We start from the raw sequence: 23538 nt of genomic DNA, 5'->3' as shown, positions 1-23538 counted from the left end.
TGGTGCATCTAGTCAGCGCAGGTTGTGCGAAACGGATACTTGAAGCTGTGCAAAAAGTATAGTAAAAAGAGTGCAAATGGTATAATTAGTCATGGCCCCCACCTACGTCACACGCTACGTTGACCGCATCCTTGACCAAGCAATGCCGGACTTGCCCGCAATTCTGCTGGATGGCCCCAAAGGGGTCGGCAAGACCAGCACTGCCAGTCAGCGCGTGAAAACCGTCGTAGCGGTTGAGACTCCAGCCATCGCTGCAAGGCTAACCGAAGAGCCCAGCTGGATCACTGGTCAAGAAAAACCTGTACTGATCGATGAATGGCACCGGGTTGAGCCGGTTTGGGATGCCATCAAGCGCGCGGTAGACGAGGATTCCTCTGGCGGTCAGTTTCTGCTCACCGGCTCCTTGCCCTCCGGTTCCACTCATTCGGGAGCGGGTCGCATTACGGATATTCGGATGCGACCCATGATCCTTCCGGAACGTGGCGTTACGACCCCGAGTATTTTCCTCGATCAGGCAATGGACGAGGGCAAGTTTGAGGCGCGAGGAAACAGTGACTTTCTGCTCGAGGACTACATCTCGGAAATTGTGCAGTCAGGGTTTCCTGGCATCAGACAGCTATCTAGGTCAAACCAACAAAGGGCCCTCGAGGGTTATCTAAACCGACTTGTGGATGTCGATATCCCCCACTTCGGCCTTTCACTTAGAAAGCCTGCAACTTTGCGCTCCTGGCTTGCAGCTTACGCTGCCTCGACTGGCAGTACTGCTTCGCTGAATACTATTCGCGATGCAGCTTCAGCTGGTGATTCCAGTCCTAGCCGGATAACGACGGGTAATTATTTAGACGCTCTGACCAGGTTGAGAATCATTGATGAGCTGGAACCTTGGCTTCCCCAGGGCACCAGCCTGCAGCGCCTAACCGTTTCACCCAAGCGCTACCTTGCAGATCCAGCACTGGCTGCGCGACTGACCAACTTCACAGAAAAAGGCGCCCTAACTCACGATCTCACCGGCGCACTCTTCGAACATCTGGTTGCTCTGAGTCTTCGGGTTATGGCAGATACTGCCGGGGCAAAACTCTTTCACCTGCGGACTAGGGACGCTCGGGCGGAAGTTGACTTCATACTTCAGCGGCCCGATGGCAAAATTCTCGCAATCGAATCCAAATTAGGCTCAAGAGTCACCGAAAAAGACACCAAGCACTTGCTGTGGCTCAAGAATCTACTGGGTGATCGAGTGTTGGATTTGGCAGTGGTGAATACGGGTGCCGAGGCCTGGCGGATGAGCTCGGGAGTTGCCGTTATCCCCCTGGCGCTTCTCGGCTAAACGGTAACTAGCTCAACGAAATTAGGTCCGCGTAGCCCTGATTCCAGTGATCTTCAACCCCATCCGGGAGGATTAGAACTCGCTCTGGGTTTAGCGCCTCAACGGCGCCAACATCGTGGCTCACCAAAACCACGGCGCCGGTGAAGGTGGCGAGTGCTCTGAGGATCTCTTCGCGAGAGGCTGGGTCTAGGTTGTTTGTGGGCTCATCGAGCAGCAAGACGTTTGCGCTGGAAACCACCAAAGCGGCAAGAGCAAGCCTGGTCTTCTCGCCACCCGAGAGCACCCCGGCTGGTTTTGAAACATCATCCCCGGAGAACAGGAAGGAACCCAAAACCTTTCGGCAGTCGGTGTCGTTGAGCTGAGGTGCCGCATACTGCATGTTTTGCAATACGGTTTTGTTGACATCCAAAGTCTCGTGCTCCTGCGCAAAGTACCCAATTTTGAGGCCGTGACCGGGCTCAATGTTTCCAGTGTCGGGTTTGTCCACTCCCGCCAGCATCCGCAACAGCGTCGTCTTACCGGCGCCGTTTAGGCCAATGACCACTACCTTGCTGCCGCGGTCAATCGCGAGGTCAACCGCCGTGAAGATTTCTAGTGAGCCGTAGCTCTTGCTCAGATTTGAAGCCATCAGCGGCGTCTTACCGCAGGGGGCTGGGTCTGGGAACTTAATTTTGGCAACGCGGTCTTGCTCTCTCACAGCATCAAGACCGCTTAGCAGTTTTTCAGCTCTGCGCTGCATTTGGTGAGCGGCAGCTGCCTTGGTTGCCTTGGCCCCAAACTTTGCAGCCTGAAGCTGCAGCACGGCGGCCTTTTTCTCCGCTCCAGCGCGTTCGCGTTTGCGTCTTTCCTCATCGGCTTCGCGCTGTTTGAGGTAGTTCTTCCACCCCATGTTGTAGATGTCAATCACCTGGCGATTGGCATCCAGGTAAAAGACTCGGTTCACGGTCTCTTCAACCAGGTCAACATCGTGGCTAATCACAATTAGCCCGCCCGAGTAGTTCTTGAGGAAGTTTCTCAGCCAAACCACGCGATCGGCATCGAGGTGGTTGGTTGGCTCATCAAGCAGCATCGTCTGGGCGTTTGAGAACAGGATTCTGGCCAATTCAATTCTTCGGCGCTGGCCGCCAGAAAGGGTGCCGATTTCTTGGCTGAGGGTTTGCTCACCAATGCCGAGGTTGTAGGCGATCGAGGCCGCCTCCGCCTCGGCCGCGTAGCCACCTGCCGAGTTAAATTCTTCTTCCGCTCGCGCATACTTCTTCATGGCAGCCTCGTGAACCCTGGGGTCCTCGCTCGCCATGTCTACGGTTGCCTTTGCCATGCGCTCCGCTATGTCTCCCAGGCCTCTGGCATTGAGAATCCTGGTCCTAACAAGCTCTTTGGGGTCACTTGAGCGGGGATCCTGGGGCAGGTAGCCGATTTGCCCGTGCACCGATACGGTTCCGAGAGTGGGCTGTCCGTCTCCAGCCAAAATCTTTGTGAGGGTGGTTTTTCCAGCACCGTTTCGACCCACCAGGCCGACCTTGTCGCCCTTTTGAACGCGAAAATTCACGCCGGACATCAAAGTCCTGGCTCCAATTTGAATTTCTAGGTCTTGAACCGCTATCAATCTAAATCTTTCTGGGCGGTATGAATCTTCAGACCACAGCAGCTTGCAGTCTAGCCCAGCCAACTTAGGGGCAAAAGTATTTGGTTGACAAACTAGTTAGGTTTACCTAACCTATTCAGGCACCAAGATTATTGGTGACGTTTAGTTAGGAAACATTTTGAATATCAAAACCCCAATCGCAGTCTCACTGCTTTCTTTACTTGCTCTCACCGGCTGCGCTCCAGCCGAAACTGAGTCCACCGAAGCGCAATCAATAGTGGTTTACGCCGGCAGGTCAGAGGAGCTGGTTCAGCCGCTCCTTGATCAATTCACCCAGGAGACTGGTATTGAGGTGGAGGTTCGCTACGCGGGCAGTGCTGAGCTAGCGGCCCAGATTTTGGAGGAGGGAGAGAACTCTCCTGCCGATGTGTTCTTCGCCCAGGATGCGGGTGCTCTCGGAGCGGTGGCCAAGGCCGGGCTGCTCGTTGAGCTCCCAGCCGAAATCTATGATCTGGTTCCTGCCGCCTTCTCGGCAGCTGACAAGAAATGGGTTGGAGTCTCAGGTCGAGTTCGAGTCTTGAGCTACAACCCTGAAAAAGTTACCGAGCTGCCAGCGTCAGTCTTTGATCTCGCCGACCCGAGCTGGGCTGGCCGAATCGGAATTGCACCAACCAACGCCTCCTTCCAGGCCTTCGTAACGGCCATGCGCGTCCTCCACGGTGATGAGGCAACTAGCCAGTGGCTAGCCGGCATCAAGGCCAACGCCGTGATATTTGAGAAGAACACCGCAATCCTTGAGGCCGTTGAGACCGGTGAGGTGGATGCAGGTCTGATCAACCACTACTACTGGTTCGCTCGCGCCAAGGAAATGGGTGCTGAAAACATGAAGTCCAAGATCGGCCAGTTTGGCTCGCAGGATGTTGGAAACCTGATCAATGCGGCTGGAGTGGGCATAGTTGAGGACTCGTCCGCCGCTCAGGAATTCGTGAAGTACCTGCTGAGCGAAACCGGGCAGCGCTACTTTGCCGAGGAGACCAGGGAGTACCCGCTGGTGGGAGACGTGGCCCCGGCCGATGATCTGACTCCGCTGAGTGAAATTCCTTCGCCCCAAATTGACTTGAGTGACCTCGATGCTCTTGAGCAGACACTAGAGCTAATCCGCGCTGCTGGACTACTCTAGGAAAGTTATGCAAAGACCCCCAATCGCTATCGTGGCATTGGGGGTCTTTGCGTCCCTTGCGGCTCTGATACCAATTGCATATTTACTGGTTCGACTCAGTGAGGGTTGGGAGTCGGCAGCATTAGAGCTGACTAGACCCAGCACTTTTCAACTGCTTGGCAACACCGTCCTACTCACAATTGCGGTTGGCCTAAGCGCACTGCTGGTGGGTTTTTCTCAGGCCTGGCTCACTACCCGAACCAACCTTCCCTTCACCGGATTTTTTGCGGTGCTGGCAACCTTGCCGCTTGCCTTTCCCAGCTATGTGCTGGCACTTGCCTTCACCACTGCTTTCCCTGGATTTCAGGGATTCTTCGCCTCGTGGCTGACCCTCACCATTGCCACCGCACCATACGTCTTCCTGGCAGTCTCGGTGGCATTGGTGAGGATAAACGTCACCAATGAGGAGGTGGCTAGGTCCCTGGGTGCGGGACGCTGGCGAGTGATCAGGGACATCACCTGGCCCCAGGTTCGGCCAGCCGCTTTCGCCTCACTGCTCCTGGTTGTTATGTATACGCTGAGCGAGTTTGGGGCGGTGGCGATTTTGCGCTACGACACCTTTACCAGAGCCATCTACAACGCGTATCGAGGTTCCTTTGACCGCACCGCCGCCGCCGCACTCGCCCTGGTGCTCGTGCTGATCACCCTGCTGGTGCTCTACTTTGAACGCCGATATCGCGGCTCTTACACCACAGTCCCGCAGGCCATGCGCCGAAACCGAATTGATCTTGGTGGCGCACGTTTTTTTGCGGCTGGGTTCCTAGTGGTAATCGCAGTGGTGGCAGTGCTGGTTCCTGCCGGCGCGATCACCTACTGGAGCGTGGTTGGAAGCTCGGAAACAAACTGGTCCGAACTTCTGGCCGCACTGGGCTCTTCACTTTTGGTCGCATCAGCCGCGGGCGCTCTGATTGCGGTGTTTGCGGTTGCGATAGCGGTTTGGAACCTTCGATTCCGGTCCCGTTGGTCCGGTCTGGTTGAGGACTCAGTATGGGTTGCCCACGCATTGCCAGCGGTGGTGGTTGGTTTGGCACTGGTGTTTCTCGGTGCCAACTGGCTTCCGAATCTTTATCAAACCATTTGGCTTCTGATGTTTGCCTATCTAATTTTGTTTCTGCCCAACGCGCTCTCAGCGATGAGCACACCGATTGCGCAGGTTCCACCAAGCTTGGAGCAGGTGGCGAGATCTCTTGGGCAAAGTCGCAACAGCACGATCGTCAAGGTGCTGCTGCCGGCGGCCCGAAGCGGGCTAATAGCAGGTGCAGCGCTCGCCGCGTTAGCGGTCCTCAAGGAACTGCCAGCGACCCTGCTGCTGCACCCGACCGGGATGGACACCCTAGCCACTGAACTCTGGCAGGCGACCGAGAACCTCTCCTATGCCAAGGCCGCGCCCTATGCGCTTGCGCTGGTTATCATTGCCGGTGTGCCGGCACTGGTTTTGAATCAGCAGGCCAGAAAGCTGATTTCGGAGGTGGCGAGCAAATGACATACCTTGAGCTTCGCAACCTAGGTCTGAAATTTGGTGCTGAGGTCGTTCTAGAGGGCGTAAATCTAAGTCTGGAGAAGGGCGAGATACTTGCCGTTTTGGGCTCTTCGGGCGCTGGTAAATCAACCCTGCTTCGAGTCCTTGCCGGATTTGAGCGCCCCAGCTCGGGTGAGGTTGTGCTCTCCTCCAAGGTGATTTCTTCGACCGACAGCCTGGTGAATCCCGAGCAGCGCGGGGTTGGAATAGTTCCCCAGGAGGCCGCACTCTTCCCTCACCTCAACGTTTTTCAGAACGTCGAATTTGGCATCAAAAAGCTAGCGGCACCAGAGCGCAAGACCAGAGTCTCCGAGCTTTTGGCCCTCACCAAGCTTTCAGGGTTAGCCGATCGAATGCCGGATCAGTTGTCTGGCGGGCAGGCTCAGCGAGTTGCCTTAGCGAGGGCCTTGGCTCCAAAACCGGCCCTGATTCTGCTGGATGAACCCTTCAGTGCTTTGGATGCCGAGCTCAGGGAGCAGCTTCGCTCCGAGGTAATTGAGATCCTTCGCCGCGAGGGCGCAACGGCAATCCTGGTCACTCATGACCAAGAGGAAGCTCTTTCTCTGGCAGACAAGGTTGCAGTGCTGAGAGATCAGCACATTGTTCAGGTTGGCTCTCCGGCTGAAATCTATAACGCTCCCGCGGACCTTGGGATTGCGACATTTCTGGGCGACTCGATCTTGGTGGACGGCGAGGTCGTCGATGGCAAGGTCCAAACCAGCCTGGGTAGGCTCTCGGCACTCAATCACATCGAAAATGGCCAGCAGGGCGTGGTTGCAATTCGCAGCGAAAACTTTTACCTTCAGCCAAACCCGGCCGGAGACTCAGAAGTGGTTGGTCGAGTCTTCTTTGGCCATGACGCTGTCGTCGAGGTGAGAACTCCTAACCTGACGATTCGGGCAAGAAGTAACGGCCCGTTTGCCCCTGAAGTTGGCATGCGCGTCACGGTTTGGGTTAGAGGGGCAGTAAATTTCTACCCCTCCGCAAAATAGGTTTAGGCGACCGCGGCTGATCTAGCAGTCAGATTGGCGCCCTTTGTGGCGGCCACCTGACTGTAGAAGTAAGCAGAGTCTTTGGGGGTTCGAACCTGGGTCTCGTAGTTCACGTGCACAATCCCAAAGCGCTTGGCGTAACCAACCGCCCACTCAAAGTTGTCCAAGAACGACCACAGGAAGTAGCCCCTGACGTCGACCCCAGCCTCAATTGCCTTAGCGACCTCCAGCAGGTGGAGGTTTAGATAGTCGATTCGCTTTTGGTCGTGAACTTTGCCGTCTGAGGAAAGCTCGGTGTCATTCGCCAGTCCGTTCTCAGTTATGTAGAGCGGGGGCAGGGCGTCGCCATACTCTCTGGTCCAGCGCATTAGCAATCCCGACAGTCCCGGGGGAGTGATCGGCCAGTTCATGTCGGTTAGCTCTCCGACTGGGTTGCTGTCATTTCCAAAGCCCAAGAGCTTGTCGATAACGCGGACCCTGGCGGGATCCTCCATGCTGACCTTGGGACCGATGCGGGTGTTGAAGTAGTAGTTGATTCCGATCCAGTCCAGTGTCTCGGTTTGTAGGTCACCCTCTCGCATCACCTCGGCCAGGGCTGAGCCGTAAACCTCGGTTGCCAGTTCCGGGTATTTGCCTTTCATGAAGGCATCCATCCAGAAGGTGTTCTGGTTGACGTCAAACATCTTTGCCGCCTGCAATTGAGCCGGGTCGAAGATGTCATCAACGTCCGGTAGCGACTGGCTAAGCGCCATGCCAACAGGTAGGTCGGGCTTGACGGCCTTTATGGCTCGGTAGGCAAGGTTGTGTGCCAAAACAGTGTGATGGCTGGCTCGGATAGCAGCATCCTGCGAGGTCAAACCCGGAGCGTGGTAACCGAGGGCATGGCCCAACCAGGCAAACACCCAGGGTTCGTTGATGGTTGCGATAGCGCTTACCCGGTCGCCAAAGTGCTCAGCAAACGCCCCGGCAAACTCCCCAAATCTAAGAGCGGTTTCTCGGTTTTCCCAGCCACCTAAATCCTGAAGTGCCTGGGGTAGGTCCCAGTGAAACAGAGTGGGGAAAGGCTTCAGGTTGCGCTCCAGCATGCCGTCTATGAGTCGGTCGTAGAAATCAAACCCACGCTGCTCGCGCTTTGAATCACCGTTCGGAAACATCCTGGTCCAGGCCACTGAGAACCGATAGGCCTGCATGCCAAGGCCCTTCATCAGATCTAAATCCTCGGGCCAGCGGTGATAGTGATCAACCGCGACATCACCGGTTTCCCCGCGGTCAACCTTGCCTGGGGTGTGAGAAAAGCGATCCCAAACCGACTCCCCCTTGCCGTCTAGATCGTGTCCACCCTCAATTTGATAGGCAGCGGTGGCGACACCGAATAGAAAGTCATCACTAAAGCGAGCCATTGAAACCTCCGAATTTGGCAAACATGTCTTCAAACATCAATCTGGTGTCGAGTCTAGAGAAGACCTTGGTCCTTCCAGACACCTCTGGGCCGTACTCACCGCTCAGGCCCACGCTGCGGCGGGGTAAGTCCTGCGACTCTGAGCCGCCCGGAGTTGGCTCAAATGGATTTTCCAGAACAGAGAGCAGCACCAGTGGGGAATCACCCAGGCAATAGGTTTCACCAATGTCGATTCCGTTGGCTGCCGTGCGGATCTTCACCTGAGAAATAGTCTCCAGCAGATGCTTTGCCAGCGGAGTTGATTCTGAGAGGCGAGCATTGAGCTCTGAAAATGAAACCACGCAGTTTCTGTAGCTGTCCCTCGGAATGTGCCAAAGCTGCAGGCTCGGGTTGGCGAAAACTATTGAGACGGACTCGGGGTCGGCAGCCAAGTTGTATTCAAAACTTGAGCCACCGGGCGGATACTTGCCGCTGTATTCACTGCCGCCAATCCAGAGCACCCGCAGACTCTCCAGGTTCTTTGGGTTTGCCCTCACTAACCTAGCCAGCTGCGTCATCGGGCCACCGCAGGCGTAAACCAGCTCCTCGGTGCTTGACTCCACCGCCGAAACTAAAAAGTCAAGCGTTTGATCGGAGATAACGCTGTCGTGCTGAATCTGGTGTTCGCTAAGTCCAGGGAAGTTGCGAACCGATCTCCCGGAGAGGTCATAAATTGCCTCAGTGTCAGCGATCGATTTGGCAACCGAATCGCCATGAGTTGGCCAGTTTGGATCATTGGGCATGACGTGGGAGTGGACGACACCCAAGATTTCAGCACTTGGGGAGAGTAGATGGTGAGCCAGTTGAAAAAGCCCGTCTGGGTCACCACCAAAGTCATTGTCAATAATCAGTTTGGTCCTCGGCACTGCTACTCCTTCATGTAGGCAATTGGGTTTGAGATGAGGTCTTCAAAGACCAGCTCGGAGGCGCCAATTGCCAGCGCGTTGGCACCGAGTTCTCCGACGAATACCTCGAGCTCCTCGAGCGCAGCAGGGATGGCGTGCCTTTTGACCACCTGGTGAAAGTACTTTTGGTCAAAGCGGTAGAGGCTGGAGAGAAATCCGGCTAGGACCACGGTTTGCGGATTAAATATGTTGACCAGATTGGCCACCCCGATGCCCAGGGCTTCAATTTGACGCTTGGCCAGTGCGGTTGAATGCGGAGTCCGTGCCTCCAGCAGAGCATTTTCCAATACATCATCCGACACCTGATTTAGTCCCAGCACCTTCTCGAGGTCCTCGCGGCGAACCAGTGCTTCCAAAGTCCCCGGGATTCCGCTGTAATCATTGTCCGAACTTGAGCTGATCCGAACGTGACCAAGTTCACTGGCGTAACCACCGTGACCTTTCAGCTCCATGCCCCGCATGTAGATACCGCCGCCAATTCCCGATGAGCCGTGCAAGTAAACGACCTCGCTAGAGCCCTTGGCTGCGCCGTAGGTGATCTCAGCCTTGCAGCCCAGCGAGGCATCGTTGCCTAACAGCACTCGCATGGGTAGTCGCTCAGAAAGCTGCTGCTTGATGGGGACTTCAAACCACTGCAGGTGGGGAGCCTGTCGCACCACGCCAGAACCAGAGTCAATTTGACCCGGGACAATTACGCCGGCCCCCATGACTCGATAGCTGTGATCGGCTCGTTCGAGACTGGCAACCAGGGCTCGAATTTCAAAGACCATGTCTTCTACCGCTTGAGCAGGGTCTCGGGGTTTGGGATAGAGCCGCTTGGTGCTTTGAACAATTTGGCCGTTGAAGGCCACCGCCTTCACTTCGAGGTAGTCGACCTCGGGGTGAACGCTAATTGCCAGCACGTTATCTGCCGCACTTACTCCTAGGCTTGGGCGCCCGACACGGTCCAGCGAGCCAACTTTTCCCTCGTTGGCCAGCCCTAATTCGCAGAGTTGAGCCACTATTTTTGCCACGGTGGAGCGGGTCAGGCCCGTTAACCGACAAATTTCCGACCTTGTTAGGAAGCGGTGCTGGTGCACCAGATCTAGCACCTGCGAGAGGCTGCCCCTAGCTGTGGGCTTAGCTTCGAGCGCCGACGGGGGTTGAGTCACCATGTCTTATTCCTAATTTGTTTCGATGAGCAACAAATTATGCTTGTGTGAAACAACATTAGGGACAACAAATTACTTTTGACGAGCAGATTCCCAGCTGAAATAGATTCGTTATTGAATCCTTATCAATTTGTGCCTAATTCTTTTGTTTTCTGTGGAAACATAATCACTAGCTCGAACGAGCCAGGTGGCTCCGGCCACTAATCCAATCTCGATAGGGGAAACATGAAGAAGATTCACGTCGCTTCACTATCAGCCATCGCAGCAGCATCGTTGCTGCTCGCAGGCTGTGCTTCAACCACCGCTACCACCGAGGAAACCAGCGCAGCAACCGAGGAGACCAGCGCAGCTGCTCCTCGCGCCTGTGTAATTCTGCCTGACGCAGATGCCGGTACTCGCTGGGAGACTGGTGACCGTCCAGCTCTAGAGGCAGGCCTAACCGCTGCTGGCTTCGAGGCTGACATCCAGAACGCTCTAGCTGACACCGCTAAGTTCGCAACCATCGCAGACGCTCAGCTCGCACAGGGCTGTGGAGTTATGGTTCTAGTTGACTACCAGGGTGCTGGTGTTGCTGTTGCTGAGAAGGCAAAGGCAGCTGGCGTTCCAGTTATCGCTTACGACCGCCCAATTGCTGGCGCTGACTACTACGTATCATTCGACAACTTCACCGTTGGTGCCCTACAGGGCCAGATGATCGTTGATGGTCTAGCTGCTGCTGGCAAGGACATCACCACCGCAAGCATCATCTACTCCTCTGGAGACCCAGCTGACGGCAACGCAGCTATGTTCCTAGACGGCGCACTGAGCGTTCTTGACGCTGCTGGTGCCAAGGCTGCCTTCACCATGGAGGGAACCTGGGATGGTGCCAAGGCTGGAACTTTGTTCGAGCAGGCATTCACCGCTGTTGGTGGCAAGGTTGACGCAGTTCTAGCGCCAAACGACAACAACGCAGCTTCGATCATTGCAATCCTGGACAAGAACGGTCTAACCGTTCCAGTTTCTGGCCAGGACGCATCGACCGCAGGTCTGCAGAACGTTCTTCTGGGCAAGCAGTACGGAACCGTCTACAAGCCATTCTCGGTTGAGGTTGACGCTGCACTGACCGTTATCAACGCGCTACTAACCGGTGGCACCGTTGAGGCAAACAAGACCCTTGAGGATGGAACTCCTTACATCGCCGTTGACCCAATCATCGTTACCGCTGACAAGGTCAAGGACGTTGTTGCTAACGGTGACGCAAGCGCCGCTGACCTCTGCACCGCAGAGGTAGCTGACGCATGTGCAACCTACGGCGTTGAGTAAAAACAACTGAAACAAAGATGATTCCCGGGTGGCTCGCCACCCGGGAATCACTCTCAGAAAGAGGTAGGCAATGTCGCAGCCGCTCGTTCAGCTCACGAACGTTAAAAAGAGCTTTGGCCCCGTTGATGTTCTCAAGGGTGTCGATTTGCAAGTTTTCGCCGGAAAGGTCACCGCACTGGTTGGTGACAACGGAGCCGGTAAGTCCACGTTGATCAAGGGCCTGGCAGGAGTTCAGCCCTATGACGAGGGAACGGTCCTTTTTGAAGGTAATCCCGTTGACCTAAACTCCCCCAAGCAGGCTTCAGAGCTAGGCATCGAGGTGGTTTATCAAGACCTCGCCCTGTGCGAAAACCTAGACATTGTTCAAAACATGTTCTTGGGCAGAGAGACCTTGAAATCAGGCACCTTGAGCGAAGCGGAGATGGAAGCCGCCGCCGCCCGTGCCCTGCAGTCACTCTCTGTAAAGACCGTGAAGTCCGTAAGGCAAACCGTGTCATCTCTGTCCGGTGGGCAGCGTCAAACCGTTGCGATTGCAAGGACCGTGCTTCGCGAGGCCAAGCTGGTTATTTTGGACGAACCAACCGCGGCTCTCGGTGTGGCTCAGACCGAGCAGGTTTTGAACCTGGTTCGCCGGCTAGCCGAAAAGGGCTACGGTGTTTTGATGATCAGCCACAACCTGCAAGACATCTTCCAGGTGGCGGACAACATTGCAGTTCTTTACCTGGGCAACATGGTCGCTCAGCTGCAGACTTCTCAGACCAACACCAATGAAGTCATCGGGTACATCACCGGTGCCACTGCGAACGTGAAGGAGGACTAATCATGAGCGAGAAAGTCACAATTAACACCGGTCACGAAGGCGGCATCTCAGAGCAGGTATCGGCCTACTTTTCCAGGGTCAAAGCCGGTGACATGGGTGCGCTTCCAGCGGTCGCTGCAGTGATCGCCCTGATGGTTTTGTTTTCAAACCTCTCCCCGTTTTTCTTCACAGAGTTGAACATCTCTAACCTGTTTGTTCAGTCTGCCGTTTTGATGGTCACTGCCATGGCACTGGTCTTTGTTATCCTGCTTGCCGAAATTGACCTTTCGGCAGGTGTAACCGCTGCCACCGGAATGGCTTTGTTCGTCAAGCTGAGTAACTCTGGTTGGGACTGGCCCGTTGCGCTGGCCCTTGGTTTCGGCGTCGGACTTCTAACCGGCTGGGTGCTTGGTTACTTCGTAGCAAAAATCGGTGTCCCCTCGTTCGTTATTTCTCTGGCATTCTTCCTAGGGTTTCCGGGTGTGATGTTGATCATCCTTGGCGCCGGTGGAATTTTGCGCCTCGAGGTTGAGCCAATCAAGGCCATCATGAACGCCAACCTTCCGGTTTGGGGAGGCTGGGCATTTCTTGCGCTATCTGTGGTTGTTACGCTCGCTATGTCACTTTGGGATCGTGGACGCCGAGTCAAGGAAGGCTTGCCTACTAGACCGGCCGTGTTCCTGGTCGCCAAGGTTGCCGCATACCTGGTCTTTGGCGGTGCAGCGGTTTACGTGCTGAATCTTCCTAGAAGCTTGGTTGCTGCTAACCCAATTCAAGGTGTGCCAATCGTGGTGCCCATGGTTGTGGTTGTCATGTTCATCGGAACTTTTGTGCTTGCCAGGACCAAGTTCGGACGCTACATCTACGCGGTAGGTGGCAATCCTGAGGCTGCTCGTCGCGCCGGCATCAACGTTGCACGCATTCGCATCTACGCATTCATGATTACCTCAACACTGGCCACCCTGGGCGGTCTTATGCACATCAGCCGAATCGGTGCCGTTGAGGCCGCCGCTGGAAAGACCATCGTGCTCTCCGCCGTTGCTGCCGCAGTGGTGGGTGGCGTGAGCCTCTTCGGTGGTCGCGGAAAGCTTTTCAACGCTGCTATCGGTGCGGTGGTAATTTCCATTATCGACAATGGCCTGGGTCTGCTGGGCTTCCCAGCCGGTGTGAGCTTTATTGTCACCGGAGCTGTGCTAGCTCTGGCTGCCACCATCGATGCCCTGGCTCGCAGGCGAGCCCCGGGCATGCGAATTTAGCTAAGCCAAACAGCGTCAGGGCGGGCAACCATGAAATTCACAAATGGATTCTGGTTGCTCCGTCCTGGCGTTTCGCTTTTCCCTGCTGTTCAGTTGCAAAAGCTCGAAACCTCTGAGCACCTGGTCAAACTACTTTTTTCAACCAGAAAAGTTGAGCACCGCGGGCAAACTCTAAATAGCGGCTTAGTGACGGTCGAGGTATCCTCGCCGGCAGAGTCGGTAATCGGTATTCGTTTGCTCCATCACAGCGGCGGGAAACCGGTATCGGGCTTTGATCTAACGCGCGATCCTGAACCGCTACAGGTTGTTGAGACGGAATCCCTGCTTCGGATTCACTCGGGGGATACCACCCTGGAAATAGATTCGCAGAACTTTGCCATGCGCTGGTACTACGGGGGAGAACTAAAAACCGAGCAGTCAGCCAGAGGGTTGTTTTACGCCGAGACTCCGGAGGGATCTCAGATCGCAGCCCGAGTTGGGCTGGGGGTAGGTGAGTTGGTTTATGGCCTCGGTGAGCGATTCGGGGCATTTATAAAGAATGGCCAATCGGTTGAGTGCTTCAACGAGGATGGTGGAACGCAGAGCGAGCAGGCCTATAAAAACGTTCCTTTTTACCTAACCAATCGCTGCTATGGAATTTTCGTGAATCACTCCGGGAAGGTTTCTTTCGAGGTTGGTTCAGAAACTGTAAATCAAGTGCAGTTTTCAGTTGCAGGTCAAGAACTTGAATACTTCTTTATTCCGGGTTCGGATACCAAGCAGGTTCTCTCCCGATACACAGACCTAACCGGGAAACCTGCCCTTCCGGCGCCCTGGACCTTTGGGCTTTGGCTGTCAACCTCTTTCGTCACGGACTACGACGAGGCCTCGGTCACCAAGTTCATTGATGAAATGCAGCAGCGCCAAATACCCCTGTCGGTTTTCCACTTCGATTGTTTCTGGATGCGGGAGTACCAGTGGTGTGATTTCGAGTGGGACCCGAGGGTCTTCCCGGACCCTTCGGGCATGCTGCAGCGGCTTAAGGCCAAGGGCTTGAGGATCAGTCTTTGGATCAACCCCTACATCGGCCAAGCTTCACCGCTATTTGAGGAGGCTAAACAGAACGGCTACTTCCTCACTCGCCCTGACGGAACTGTTTGGCAGTGGGATCTGTGGCAGGCCGGTAATGCCATTGTTGACTTCACCAACCCCGCGGCCAGAGCCTGGTATCAGTCCAAGCTGGAGCCACTAATTGACATGGGAGTGGACTGCTTCAAGACCGACTTTGGTGAGCGCATCCCGACCGATTGCGTTTACCACGATGGTTCAGATCCGATGCAGGCCCACAACCTCTACACCTACTGGTACAACCAAACGGTCTTTGAATTACTAGAGCGCAAGCGTGGTCAGGATGCGGTGGTCTTTGCCCGCAGTGCAACGGCGGGAAGTCAGAAGATGCCGGTCCACTGGGGCGGAGACAACAGTTCAAACTTTGACTCAATGGCTGAGACGCTTCGTGGCGGGTTGAGTCTTGGAGTTTCGGGATTCGGTTTTTGGTCGCACGACATTGGCGGGTTTGAGGGAACTCCAAACCCAGACGTCTTCAAGCGCTGGCTGGCATTTGGGTTGATGAGCTCCCACAGCCGGCTGCACGGAAACGAGTCGGTGAGAGTTCCTTGGTCGGTCGATGAAGAATCCGTTGCGGTGACAAAGCGTTTTGTGGAGATTAAAGCGAAGCTCATGCCCTACCTCTACTCGGAGAGTGTGGAGTGTTCAAAACTGGGACTGCCACTGTTGCGCCCGATTTTTATGGAACACCCAGAAGACCCAACCAGCTGGTATCTGGATCGCCAATACATGCTTGGTTCAAAAGTGTTGATTGCCCCGGTCATGCGAGCTGACGGAACAGTTCAGTTCTACCTCCCCAAGGGAGAGTGGGTCAGATTTGAAACCGGCGAGCAGGTCTCAGGTGGTGTCTGGCTGAGTGAAACTCACGATTACTTCAGCCTCCCCATGTTCGTTCGAGCAGGTTCGCTTCTGCCGCTGAATGAAGGACCGGCCGATTTCGAGGCTGATTTCACCAAGACCGCGACCCTGAAGGAATTTGGACCGGTGTCGGTCAATGACTCGGTCTGGGTTTACTCGAGGCAAAACCCTTCCGGTCTGCAACTTTTTTACAAAACAACAGAATGAGGTATCGAAATGGCTAAGCAAACCAAATTTACTTTTGGGCTCTGGACCGTGGGCTGGCTTGGAGCCGACCCTTTTGGTTCTGCAACCAGGGCAACTATTTCCGTCGAGGAAACTCTCGAGCAGCTCAAAGCGGCAGGTGCCTATGGCATCACTGCCCACGACGATGACATTTTCCCGTTTGACGCATCCGAAACTGAGCGACGCGAAGCGATCGATCGTTTGAAATTGGCGCTTGAAGCCACCCACCTAAAGATGCCAATGCTCACCACCAACCTGTTCAGCCACCCGATATTCAAAGACGGTGCTTTCACTTCCAACGACAGGGAGGTCAGGAGATTTGCAATTCGCAAGGTGCTGCGCAACCTTGACTTGGCCAATGAGCTGGGTGCTGAGACTTTTGTGATGTGGGGTGGTCGAGAGGGCGCCGAGTACGACAGTGCCAAGAACGTGGTTGATGCGCTAGCTCGCTACCGCGAGGCCATTAACTTCCTCGGAGACTATGTTGTAGATCAGGGCTACAAGATCCGCTTTGCGCTGGAGCCCAAGCCAAACGAACCGCGCGGCGACATCTTGCTACCGACCGTTGGTCACGCCTTGGGCTTCATCCAGACCCTGGATCGCCCAGAGCTGGTTGGGCTTAACCCCGAGGTTGGTCACGAGCAGATGGCAGGACTTAACTTCACTGCGGGCATCGCTCAGGCTCTTGATGCTGGAAAGCTTTTCCACATCGACCTCAACGGTCAAAAGGGCATCAAATACGACCAGGATCTGGTCTTTGGTCACGGCGACCTGGCGAACGCGTTCGCCCTGGTTCACCTTCTGGAGTTTGGTAAGGAGGGTAAGAGCGCCTATGACGGACCACGTCATTTTGACTACAAGCCTTCGAGGACCGAGGACTGGACTGGAGTTTGGGAGTCGGCGAGAGCAAATATCCGGATGTATAACCTGCTGCTTGAGCGCGCAGAGCGTTTCGAGAATGACCCCGAGGTGAAGGCCCTGAAGCAGCGTGCAAAGTTGGACCAGCTAGCGTTGCCAACCATCAACTCTGGCGAGAGTGCTTCAGACTTGCGCAACTCCTCCGAGTGGTCTTCCTTTGAACCAGATGAGTATTTCAATGGGCGAGGTGCCGGCTTCGTTCAGCTAAACCAAATTGCTCTCGAGCACCTTATGGGAGCCAGGTAGACGTGGCGCTGGTCGCGGGTGTTGATTCCTCGACCCAGAGCTGCAAGGTATTGATTTGGGATCCAAACTCTAGGCAAATAGTTCGAGAGGGCAGAGCCAAACATCCATCAGGAACCGAGGTTGATCCGCAGCACTGGTGGGATGCGCTGCTCGAAGCTATCGAGTCGGCTGGAGGACTCAGCGATGTATCGGCCATTTCCATCGCAGGACAGCAGCACGGCATGGTGCTGCTGGACCAGGACGGCAATGTACTCAGGCCAGCCCTGCTCTGGAACGACACCAGGAGCTCGGGCGAGGCGGGTGAGCTTATTGAGCACTTTGGCGCTGACTGGCTTGCAAAACAAACTGGCAGTTTGCCGGTTGCATCCTTTACGGCAACCAAGCTGCGCTGGGTATTGAACAACGAACCGGAGATTGCAAAACAGGTGGCGGCAGTGTGCCTGCCGCACGATTACCTCAGCTGGCGGCTCTCGGAAAACTACCCCAACCTATCGGGCCTGTTTACCGATCGGTCGGATGCCTCCGGTACCGGGTATTTCAACCCCAGTACCAACGAGTACCTCAGTGAGGTAATTGCATTCTGCCTGGGGCACCAAGTTCTTCTCCCTCGCGTTCTAGGGCCCCGGGAGAGCACTGCAAAAGTACGATCTGATCTCGCCTCGCACGAAATTAGGATCGGTGCGGGCATGGGCGACAACGCCGGAGCGGCCAAGGGTCTCGAGCTTTCACCGGGAATGTTTGCTGTTTCGCTTGGGACCAGTGGAACTGTATTTGGGGCGACGGCAAGCGCCACCAGTGACGCCTCCGGATGCGTAGCTGGCTTTGCCGATGCTCAGGGATACTTTCTGCCGCTGGTCTGCACCATAAATGCCGCCCGGGTTATCGAGTGGGGCGCGCAGCTGCTGGGTGTTGGGCTGACTGAATTTGGTGAGCTCGCCCTCAAAGCTGACTTAGGTGCCGGGGGAGTAAGGGTTACGCCATACCTGGAGGGTGAAAGAACACCAAACCTCCCAGATGCAACCGCGAGCGTAACTGGAATCACCCTGGCCAATGGAACAAGGGAAAACTTTGCCAGGGCTTGCATTGAGGGCATGCTCCGAGGGCTTGCCTTTGGCGGCGAGGTCATTGAGAAACAGGGTCTGGAGATCAAGAGCATTTCGCTAATTGGTGGAGCAGCTGCCAATCCAGCTGTCCAGCAGATAGCAAAAGAGGTTTTTAGCGCGGAGGTCTTTGTTCCCGAACCCGCTGAATACGTTGCGTTGGGTGCTGCCAAGCAGGCAGCGGAATTGCTGGGTAAATAGATGTCAAACCCTGCCGTCGATCACGCTTATTTCGCCGACCCTTCCGCCCACGTTTTCGGGGATCGGCTCTACGTCTATGTCTCTTACGACCAGCCCGACACCAACACCCATGACTCGATGGTGTCCTACCACTGCCTTTCAACTGCTGATTTGAAACACTGGGTTGACCACGGCCAAATCCTCCACCTCGACGAGGTCTCCTGGGCAATCAGTCAGATGTGGGCCATCGACGCAAATTACTTCAGGGGTCGCTACTACCTCACCTACTGCGCAATTGACAGAGAGACCAGTTTTTTCAAAACCGGCCTTGCTGTCAGCGACAGGCCGGAGGGTCCTTTCAAAGACCTTGGGAAAATTGCAAATGTCGAGTGGGGTCAAGACCCCGGATTCTTCATCGATGAGGATATTCCCTATCTGGTTTGGGGCGGCCGCGGAGAGATTTTCATAGCTGAACTAGAAGATGACTTACTCTCGGTAAAGAGCGAGACCATAACCAACCTGAGCAATGATCTCGGGGGCTACGAAGGCCCATTTTTGCACCGCTACAAGGACCGCTACTACCTAACCTTTCCAGCCCTCGATCAAGAGCGTTGGCCGCAGCGGATGTGCTACGGGATTGCCGATCATCCACTCGGACCCTACAAAAACCAAGGAGTATTCATCCCCGAGTACCCGGGCAACTCCGGCACGATTCATGGTTCATGCGTTGAGTTCAAGGGTCAGTGGTACGCCCTCTACCACTCCGCTTGGGTTTCGAATCGACCCACATCTCGCTCCCTGATGATCGATCGGCTTGAGTATGACCAAGACGGGCGGATTCTGCCGATCACTCCTTCTTCTCAAGGAGCGATCCCCGAGGCAAACACTGTCGAAATTCAGCTCGATGCGGCAGCGGGCAAGCTCTGGGAAACCAGGGTTGAGAGCTCAGTTCCCGGCTCCACTGGACACGGTTGCGTGGTCGGCTTTTCTCAGCAGGAGCGTGGCTTCAGTGTCAAAGCTGACTTTGGCAGGGAGCAGGTCTGGGAGCTTTGGGTTCGGTATCAAAACTCTGGGCCAGATTTTCACGGCCGGGTGCTACTTGGAAACCACCTGTTCTATGACGGAAATCAAAATCAGTCCTATGACCAGTATGTGAAGCGAGGAACAGTCTTCCCAAACACCTCAGGTTGGCAGGAGATTCTCATTGGCACGACCGCAATTGCCCCCGGAAGCCACCAGATCAGGTTCTCGGCAAGCTTGAACGCCGAAGTGTTTCACAGCGAGTTTTTGGTGGACATGGTGATCCTAAAGCCCCAGAACAAATAGTGCTCGGTCGGGGGAGTCACTTGTTGTATTGTTATTACAACTTTTCAAACTCAGGCTTAAGTGAGGTTTAGATGCGAAAAACTGAGGTTCTTCTCCCGCTGTCCACTTTTGCCGACCTAGATCGCACTGGACCTGTTCCCCTCTACTACCAGGTCTCTCAAAGGATTCAGCAGGCAATTTTGGGTGGGCAGCTCCCCCCGGGCTCGCGTTTGGAAAATGAAATCGCCCTCGGCGATCGATTAGGTTTGTCGCGTCCGACCATAAGAAAAGCCATACAAGAACTGGTCGATAAAGGGCTTTTGGTAAGAAGACGCGGAGTCGGAACACAGGTTGTGCACGGTCAAGTTACTCGAGGAGTTGAGTTGACCTCGCTACATGATGACCTTATCCGCTCGGGTAAAAAGCCTTCCACGAAACTTTTGTCCCTTGAGGTATTGAAGGCCGATTCTCAAGTCGCAGAGGAGTTGGCCGTAGCCCCGGGTACAGAAATCATCAGGATTGAGCGTTTGCGGTATGCCGATTCGATTCCTGTTTCGGTGATGGTTAACTACCTACCTGGTCAATTCAGGGGGATAAGCGTGTCAGACCTGGAGGAACTAGGTTTGTACCAGTGGCTCAGGCTTCAAGGGATTACAATCCGGGTAGCTAAGCAAAAAATATCCGCCAGAAAAGCCTCGAACAAAGAGACTGACCTTCTTGAACTTGAAAATGGCGCTGCCCTGCTGACAATGGACCGCACGGCTTATGACGATGAGGGCCGGGCCATTGAATACGGCCACCACTGCTATTCTCCCGAACTTTATTCTTTCCAGGCAACGCTGGTTCAAAAATAGTTAACTCGCGTAGCTTTTTAGCTCGCCGAGCAAAAACTGCGCTTTTCCGAACCCAAACGACCAGTCCGCGGGGGTATTTTCCGTGTAGCTGATGAACACATTATTTGGAGTAACGCCTGTGATCGTGAGCTTCGAAGTTATCCGCTGATAGAGCCGTTGCTTCAGGTTTTGAGTGCGGCCACGTTGGGTAATGATTTGAATCATTACTTTTGAATCATCTCGTTCGAAGCCCAGGCCCGCATCTTCCGCAACTACCTCGAACGCATCGTGCTGAGTTACAACTTGGAACCGATCACGAACCGGAATCTCCATTACTTCAACAAGGGCTTCGTGAATGGCATCGGCTATCTTCTGCACGTCTGAAGTGGCTCGACCCTTGACAAGGTCAATTCTTACGAGCGGCATAATTCCTCCTCATAGCCTCACCAATTGATCGCTAAAGAATCAACCAAATTTTGCAATGTATTTCTCGATTGCCTCACGCTGGAAAACAGCCGTCTCAACGTTTTTCTCATTCTCAGCAAACACTGACGAGCACATGATGGCATTCGGGTTGTCTAGATAGCCGATCTCTTTCAGGCCACCAAAGAACTCGTCCCAGTTCACGTCACCGTCACCCAGTTTTAGGTGCTGGTGGACTCGAATCGCGTTTCCTGGGGGATTAGTGATGTACCTCAAACCGTGGCTCCGTTTGTGATCCATGGTGTCTGAGATGTGGGTGATGCCGATTCTCGACCCGACGGTCCGCATGATTTCTAGCGCATTGTTCCCCATGTGGAAGGTGTGTGAAGCCACGTAAACCATTCCAACGTGCTTGGAGTTCAGGCCCCTTATCACTCGCCACGCCTGCATCCCGTCTTCGACAAAATCATCTGGATGTGGATCAATGAAAAGGTTGATTCCTTCCTTCTCGATAATTGGAAGAAGTTCCTCCATCGACCGGTAAAAAGCCCGTTCTGATTCCTCGGCTTTTTCAGGCCGGCCAGAAAACTCTGTGCCGATTGTGTTCACGCCAAGTTCCCGGGTGATCTGAATAACTCTCTTGAAGTTTCGAACTGCAGCCTCGCGAGCGTCAGGATCGGGAGATGAAATGCGCAAAACTGGGAGGGTAGAAGCGATCTCTACCCCGACATCCTTGCACGCCTTTTTCAGCTCCTTCACCAGGGCATCGTCAGCCCGGGCGTGATTGAAAAAAGGAATAAAGTCCGCGTGTGGAGTCATTTGCAAGTACTTGTATCCCAAATCCGCAGCGAGTTTTGGGAATTCAAGGAGCTTGTGGGTGTGGTGAAACGGGGTTGGATCCAGTGCGATTTTTACCATTTGGTCCTCCTCGACCTACGCGCGCTCGACGGCGCCTTTTCCTAAGAGTGGTTTTTGGTTGGCTAATGCTTTTTCGTAACTCTCTCGTGCTCTAATCGTGCTGTCCAGCGTCGAAACGGCAGCCACTGGCACATCCCACCAGCCCTCTCCATCAGGTGCATACAGAAGGGGATTGGAGTGAATGTGAATCAAGGTCGCAGTCTTGGAGGCCTTCGCCTCCTTGAGTGCATTTTTGAGGTCCAGGATCGCATTTGTAGTCGGCTCCACACGAATGACATTTACACCCAGGGACTCAGCATTTGCCGCTAAGTCAACTGGAAGCTTGTCTCCGGTTTCGAAATTATTTGCCTCATCATTTCTAAATCGGTAAAGGGTTCCGAAGCGCTGTGAGCCAAGGTCTTCGGATAGGTGCCCGATGGACGCATATCCGTGGTTTTGAATTAGAACGATTATGAACTTGATGCCCTCGGCGACCGCTGAAACCATTTCGGTGTGCATCATCAGGTAGGAACCGTCACCAACCATGACAATCGCATCCCTGGATTTGTCAGCACGCGCTACGCCAAGGCCCCCGGCTATCTCGTATCCCATGCAGCTGTAGCCGTATTCCACGTGATACCCCAGGGAGTCTCGGACCCGCCACAGCTTGTGGAGGTCGCCTGGAAGTGAACCGGCTGCGCATATCACAACGTCCCGAGGGTCCGAGGTCTGCTGAACCGCTCCAATTATTTCTGCTTGAGACGGCTCGGCGAGTTTTTTGTCTACAAAGCTCTCATCGACGAGGGCCTCCCAGTGAGCCTTATTACCGGTGTACTCACTTCGATAGTGATCATTCACCCTGAAATCCCCGACGGCATCAATCAGTTCCAACAAAGCGGCGTGTGCGTCTGCAACGATCGGTATGGCGCTTCCGTGTTTGTAGGCGTCAAATGCGGCGACATTGATGTTTACAAACTTCACGGCAGGATTCTGGAAAGCTGTCCTAGACGCAGTGGTGAAATCCGAGTAGCGGGTTCCAATGCCAATAATGACGTCTGCCTTCGCGGCGGCTCGGTTAGCGGCTGAGGTACCCGTGGCGCCCACAGCGCCAAGGTTTTGGGGGTGGTCCCAGGGAAGGGAGCCCATACCAGCCTGGGCTACACCAATAGGAATGCCTGTTTTTTCAACAAATGCTTTCAAAGAGTCATGGGCGTTGGAATAAATAACACCTCCGCCAGCAATGATCATTGGGTTGGAAGCTGTTCTAATCGCCCTGGCCGCCGCAGCAATGTCTCTTGCCTCTGGACGTGGACGTCTGATGTGCCACTCACGAGGCGCCAAAAACTCCTCGGGCACGTCAAGGATCTCGGCCTGCACGTCCTCAGGTAGGGCGATGGTGACGGCACCGGTCTCAACTGGATCGGTTAGAACCCGCATGGCATTTAGGCAAGCTGAGAAAAGCTGCTCAGGACGCTGAACCCTGTCAAAGTATTTTGAAAGTGGCTTGAAGGCATCGTTTACCGAGATTGAGCCGTCGTGAAAAGCCTCAAGTTGTTGCAAAACTGGGTCTGGGGCACGGTTCGCAAACGTGTCCGATGGCAAGAGCAGAACTGGGAGCCGGTTGATCGTAGCTAACGCCGCACCAGTAAGCATGTTAGAAGCGCCTGGACCCACAGAGGCCGCACACGCAAAGGTTGAAAGCCTTCGATTCATTCGAGCGTAGGCAACCGACTCGTGAACCATGGCCTGCTCATTGCGTGCCTGGTAGTAGGGCATCATCTCTGGCGCATCCACTGAAAATTGCTTTAAAGCCTGCCCAACGCCCGCTACGTTGCCGTGACCGAAAATTCCAAAGGTTCCCGCTATCGTTCGAACCCTAGTGCCTGCGTCAACGGTCCACTGATTAGCGAGGAACTCAATTAGAGCTTGACTAACCGTCATTCTGCGCGTTGCCAT

General features: G+C 54.7%; 19 protein-coding genes. 12 read left to right on the top strand and 7 right to left on the bottom strand.

Features of this window, described 5'->3' with window-relative positions:
- Positions 1–91 precede the first annotated feature (91 nt).
- Positions 92–1324, top strand: a complete 1233-nt coding sequence (locus HRU87_RS05925; protein ID WP_213086386.1) for an ATP-binding protein — start codon at positions 92–94, stop codon at positions 1322–1324.
- A gap of 7 nt (positions 1325–1331) precedes the next feature.
- On the opposite strand, the gene HRU87_RS05920 is transcribed toward HRU87_RS05925, so the two are convergent.
- Positions 1332–2930 carry an ABC-F family ATP-binding cassette domain-containing protein gene (locus HRU87_RS05920; protein ID WP_173494277.1) on the bottom strand — a complete coding sequence of 533 codons (1599 nt, stop codon included), beginning with the start codon at positions 2928–2930 and terminating at the stop codon, positions 1332–1334.
- A 157-nt stretch (positions 2931–3087) separates the two neighbouring features.
- Here HRU87_RS05920 and HRU87_RS05915 point away from each other — a divergent pair, with 157 nt between their 5' ends.
- From HRU87_RS05915 to HRU87_RS05905, 3 genes are read left to right on the top strand one after another with little or no spacing between them, the layout of a single operon-like run.
- Positions 3088–4089, top strand: coding sequence for an iron ABC transporter substrate-binding protein (locus HRU87_RS05915; protein ID WP_213086385.1), 1002 nt, complete (start codon positions 3088–3090; stop codon positions 4087–4089).
- Between the two features lie 7 nt (positions 4090–4096).
- Positions 4097–5611 (top strand): ABC transporter permease, encoded by a 1515-nt coding sequence (locus HRU87_RS05910; protein WP_173493995.1) that lies wholly within the window; start codon positions 4097–4099, stop codon positions 5609–5611.
- Positions 5608–6639 carry an ABC transporter ATP-binding protein gene (locus HRU87_RS05905; RefSeq protein ID WP_173493994.1) on the top strand — a complete coding sequence of 344 codons (1032 nt, stop codon included), beginning with the start codon at positions 5608–5610 and terminating at the stop codon, positions 6637–6639. The genes HRU87_RS05910 and HRU87_RS05905 overlap by 4 nt, the downstream gene beginning before the upstream one ends.
- A 2-nt stretch (positions 6640–6641) precedes the next feature.
- On the opposite strand, the gene HRU87_RS05900 is transcribed toward HRU87_RS05905, so the two are convergent.
- The 3 genes from HRU87_RS05900 to HRU87_RS05890 are packed head-to-tail and all read right to left on the bottom strand — an operon-like array spanning position 6642 to position 10136.
- Positions 6642–8039: a GH1 family beta-glucosidase gene (locus tag HRU87_RS05900; protein ID WP_173493993.1), complete on the bottom strand. Its 1398-nt coding sequence runs from the start codon at positions 8037–8039 to the stop codon at positions 6642–6644.
- Positions 8026–8943, bottom strand: coding sequence for a nucleoside hydrolase (locus HRU87_RS05895; protein ID WP_173493992.1), 918 nt, complete (start codon positions 8941–8943; stop codon positions 8026–8028). Before HRU87_RS05895 ends, HRU87_RS05900 begins: the two co-directional genes overlap by 14 nt.
- A 2-nt stretch (positions 8944–8945) precedes the next feature.
- The gene (locus HRU87_RS05890) at positions 8946–10136 is read right to left on the bottom strand and encodes an ROK family transcriptional regulator (RefSeq protein WP_173493991.1); all 1191 of its coding nucleotides are present in this window, start codon (positions 10134–10136) and stop codon (positions 8946–8948) included.
- Positions 10137–10358: 222 nt separating this feature from the next.
- On the opposite strand from HRU87_RS05890, the gene HRU87_RS05885 reads away from it, so the two are divergent.
- From HRU87_RS05885 to HRU87_RS05850, 8 genes are all read left to right on the top strand, one after another.
- On the top strand, positions 10359–11435 hold the full coding sequence (locus HRU87_RS05885) for a sugar ABC transporter substrate-binding protein (RefSeq protein ID WP_173493990.1): 1077 nt from the start codon (positions 10359–10361) through the stop codon (positions 11433–11435).
- A gap of 70 nt (positions 11436–11505) precedes the next feature.
- Positions 11506–12255 carry an ATP-binding cassette domain-containing protein gene (locus tag HRU87_RS05880; protein ID WP_173493989.1) on the top strand — a complete coding sequence of 250 codons (750 nt, stop codon included), beginning with the start codon at positions 11506–11508 and terminating at the stop codon, positions 12253–12255.
- Positions 12256–12257: 2 nt separating this feature from the next.
- Positions 12258–13490 (top strand): sugar ABC transporter permease, encoded by a 1233-nt coding sequence (locus tag HRU87_RS05875; RefSeq protein WP_173493988.1) that lies wholly within the window; start codon positions 12258–12260, stop codon positions 13488–13490.
- A 30-nt stretch (positions 13491–13520) separates the two neighbouring features.
- Positions 13521–15662: an alpha-xylosidase gene (yicI, locus tag HRU87_RS05870; protein WP_173493987.1), complete on the top strand. Its 2142-nt coding sequence runs from the start codon at positions 13521–13523 to the stop codon at positions 15660–15662.
- A 9-nt stretch (positions 15663–15671) separates the two neighbouring features.
- A complete protein-coding gene (gene xylA / locus HRU87_RS05865; protein WP_173493986.1) occupies positions 15672–16844 on the top strand; it encodes a xylose isomerase in 1173 nt (390 codons plus the stop codon).
- A 2-nt stretch (positions 16845–16846) separates the two neighbouring features.
- Positions 16847–18145 carry a xylulokinase gene (gene xylB / locus HRU87_RS05860; protein WP_173493985.1) on the top strand — a complete coding sequence of 433 codons (1299 nt, stop codon included), beginning with the start codon at positions 16847–16849 and terminating at the stop codon, positions 18143–18145.
- Positions 18146–19450 carry a family 43 glycosylhydrolase gene (locus HRU87_RS05855; protein WP_173493984.1) on the top strand — a complete coding sequence of 435 codons (1305 nt, stop codon included), beginning with the start codon at positions 18146–18148 and terminating at the stop codon, positions 19448–19450. It begins immediately after the preceding gene.
- A gap of 71 nt (positions 19451–19521) precedes the next feature.
- Complete coding sequence (locus HRU87_RS05850) at positions 19522–20283, top strand: GntR family transcriptional regulator (protein ID WP_173493983.1); 762 nt, start codon at positions 19522–19524, stop codon at positions 20281–20283.
- On the opposite strand, the gene HRU87_RS05845 is transcribed toward HRU87_RS05850, so the two are convergent.
- The 3 genes from HRU87_RS05845 to iolD are packed head-to-tail and all read right to left on the bottom strand — an operon-like array spanning position 20284 to position 23538.
- A complete protein-coding gene (locus HRU87_RS05845) occupies positions 20284–20688 on the bottom strand; it encodes a tautomerase family protein (protein ID WP_173493982.1) in 405 nt (134 codons plus the stop codon). It abuts the gene before it with no gap.
- A 39-nt stretch (positions 20689–20727) separates the two neighbouring features.
- Positions 20728–21603 (bottom strand): sugar phosphate isomerase/epimerase family protein, encoded by an 876-nt coding sequence (locus HRU87_RS05840; RefSeq protein ID WP_173493981.1) that lies wholly within the window; start codon positions 21601–21603, stop codon positions 20728–20730.
- 15 nt (positions 21604–21618) lie between these two features.
- A complete protein-coding gene (iolD, locus tag HRU87_RS05835; protein WP_173493980.1) occupies positions 21619–23538 on the bottom strand; it encodes a 3D-(3,5/4)-trihydroxycyclohexane-1,2-dione acylhydrolase (decyclizing) in 1920 nt (639 codons plus the stop codon).

The organism is Aquiluna borgnonia, from assembly GCF_013283855.1.
GTDB classification, from domain to species: domain Bacteria; phylum Actinomycetota; class Actinomycetes; order Actinomycetales; family Microbacteriaceae; genus Aquiluna; species Aquiluna borgnonia.
This window is presented reverse-complemented; position numbering and strand designations above follow the sequence as displayed.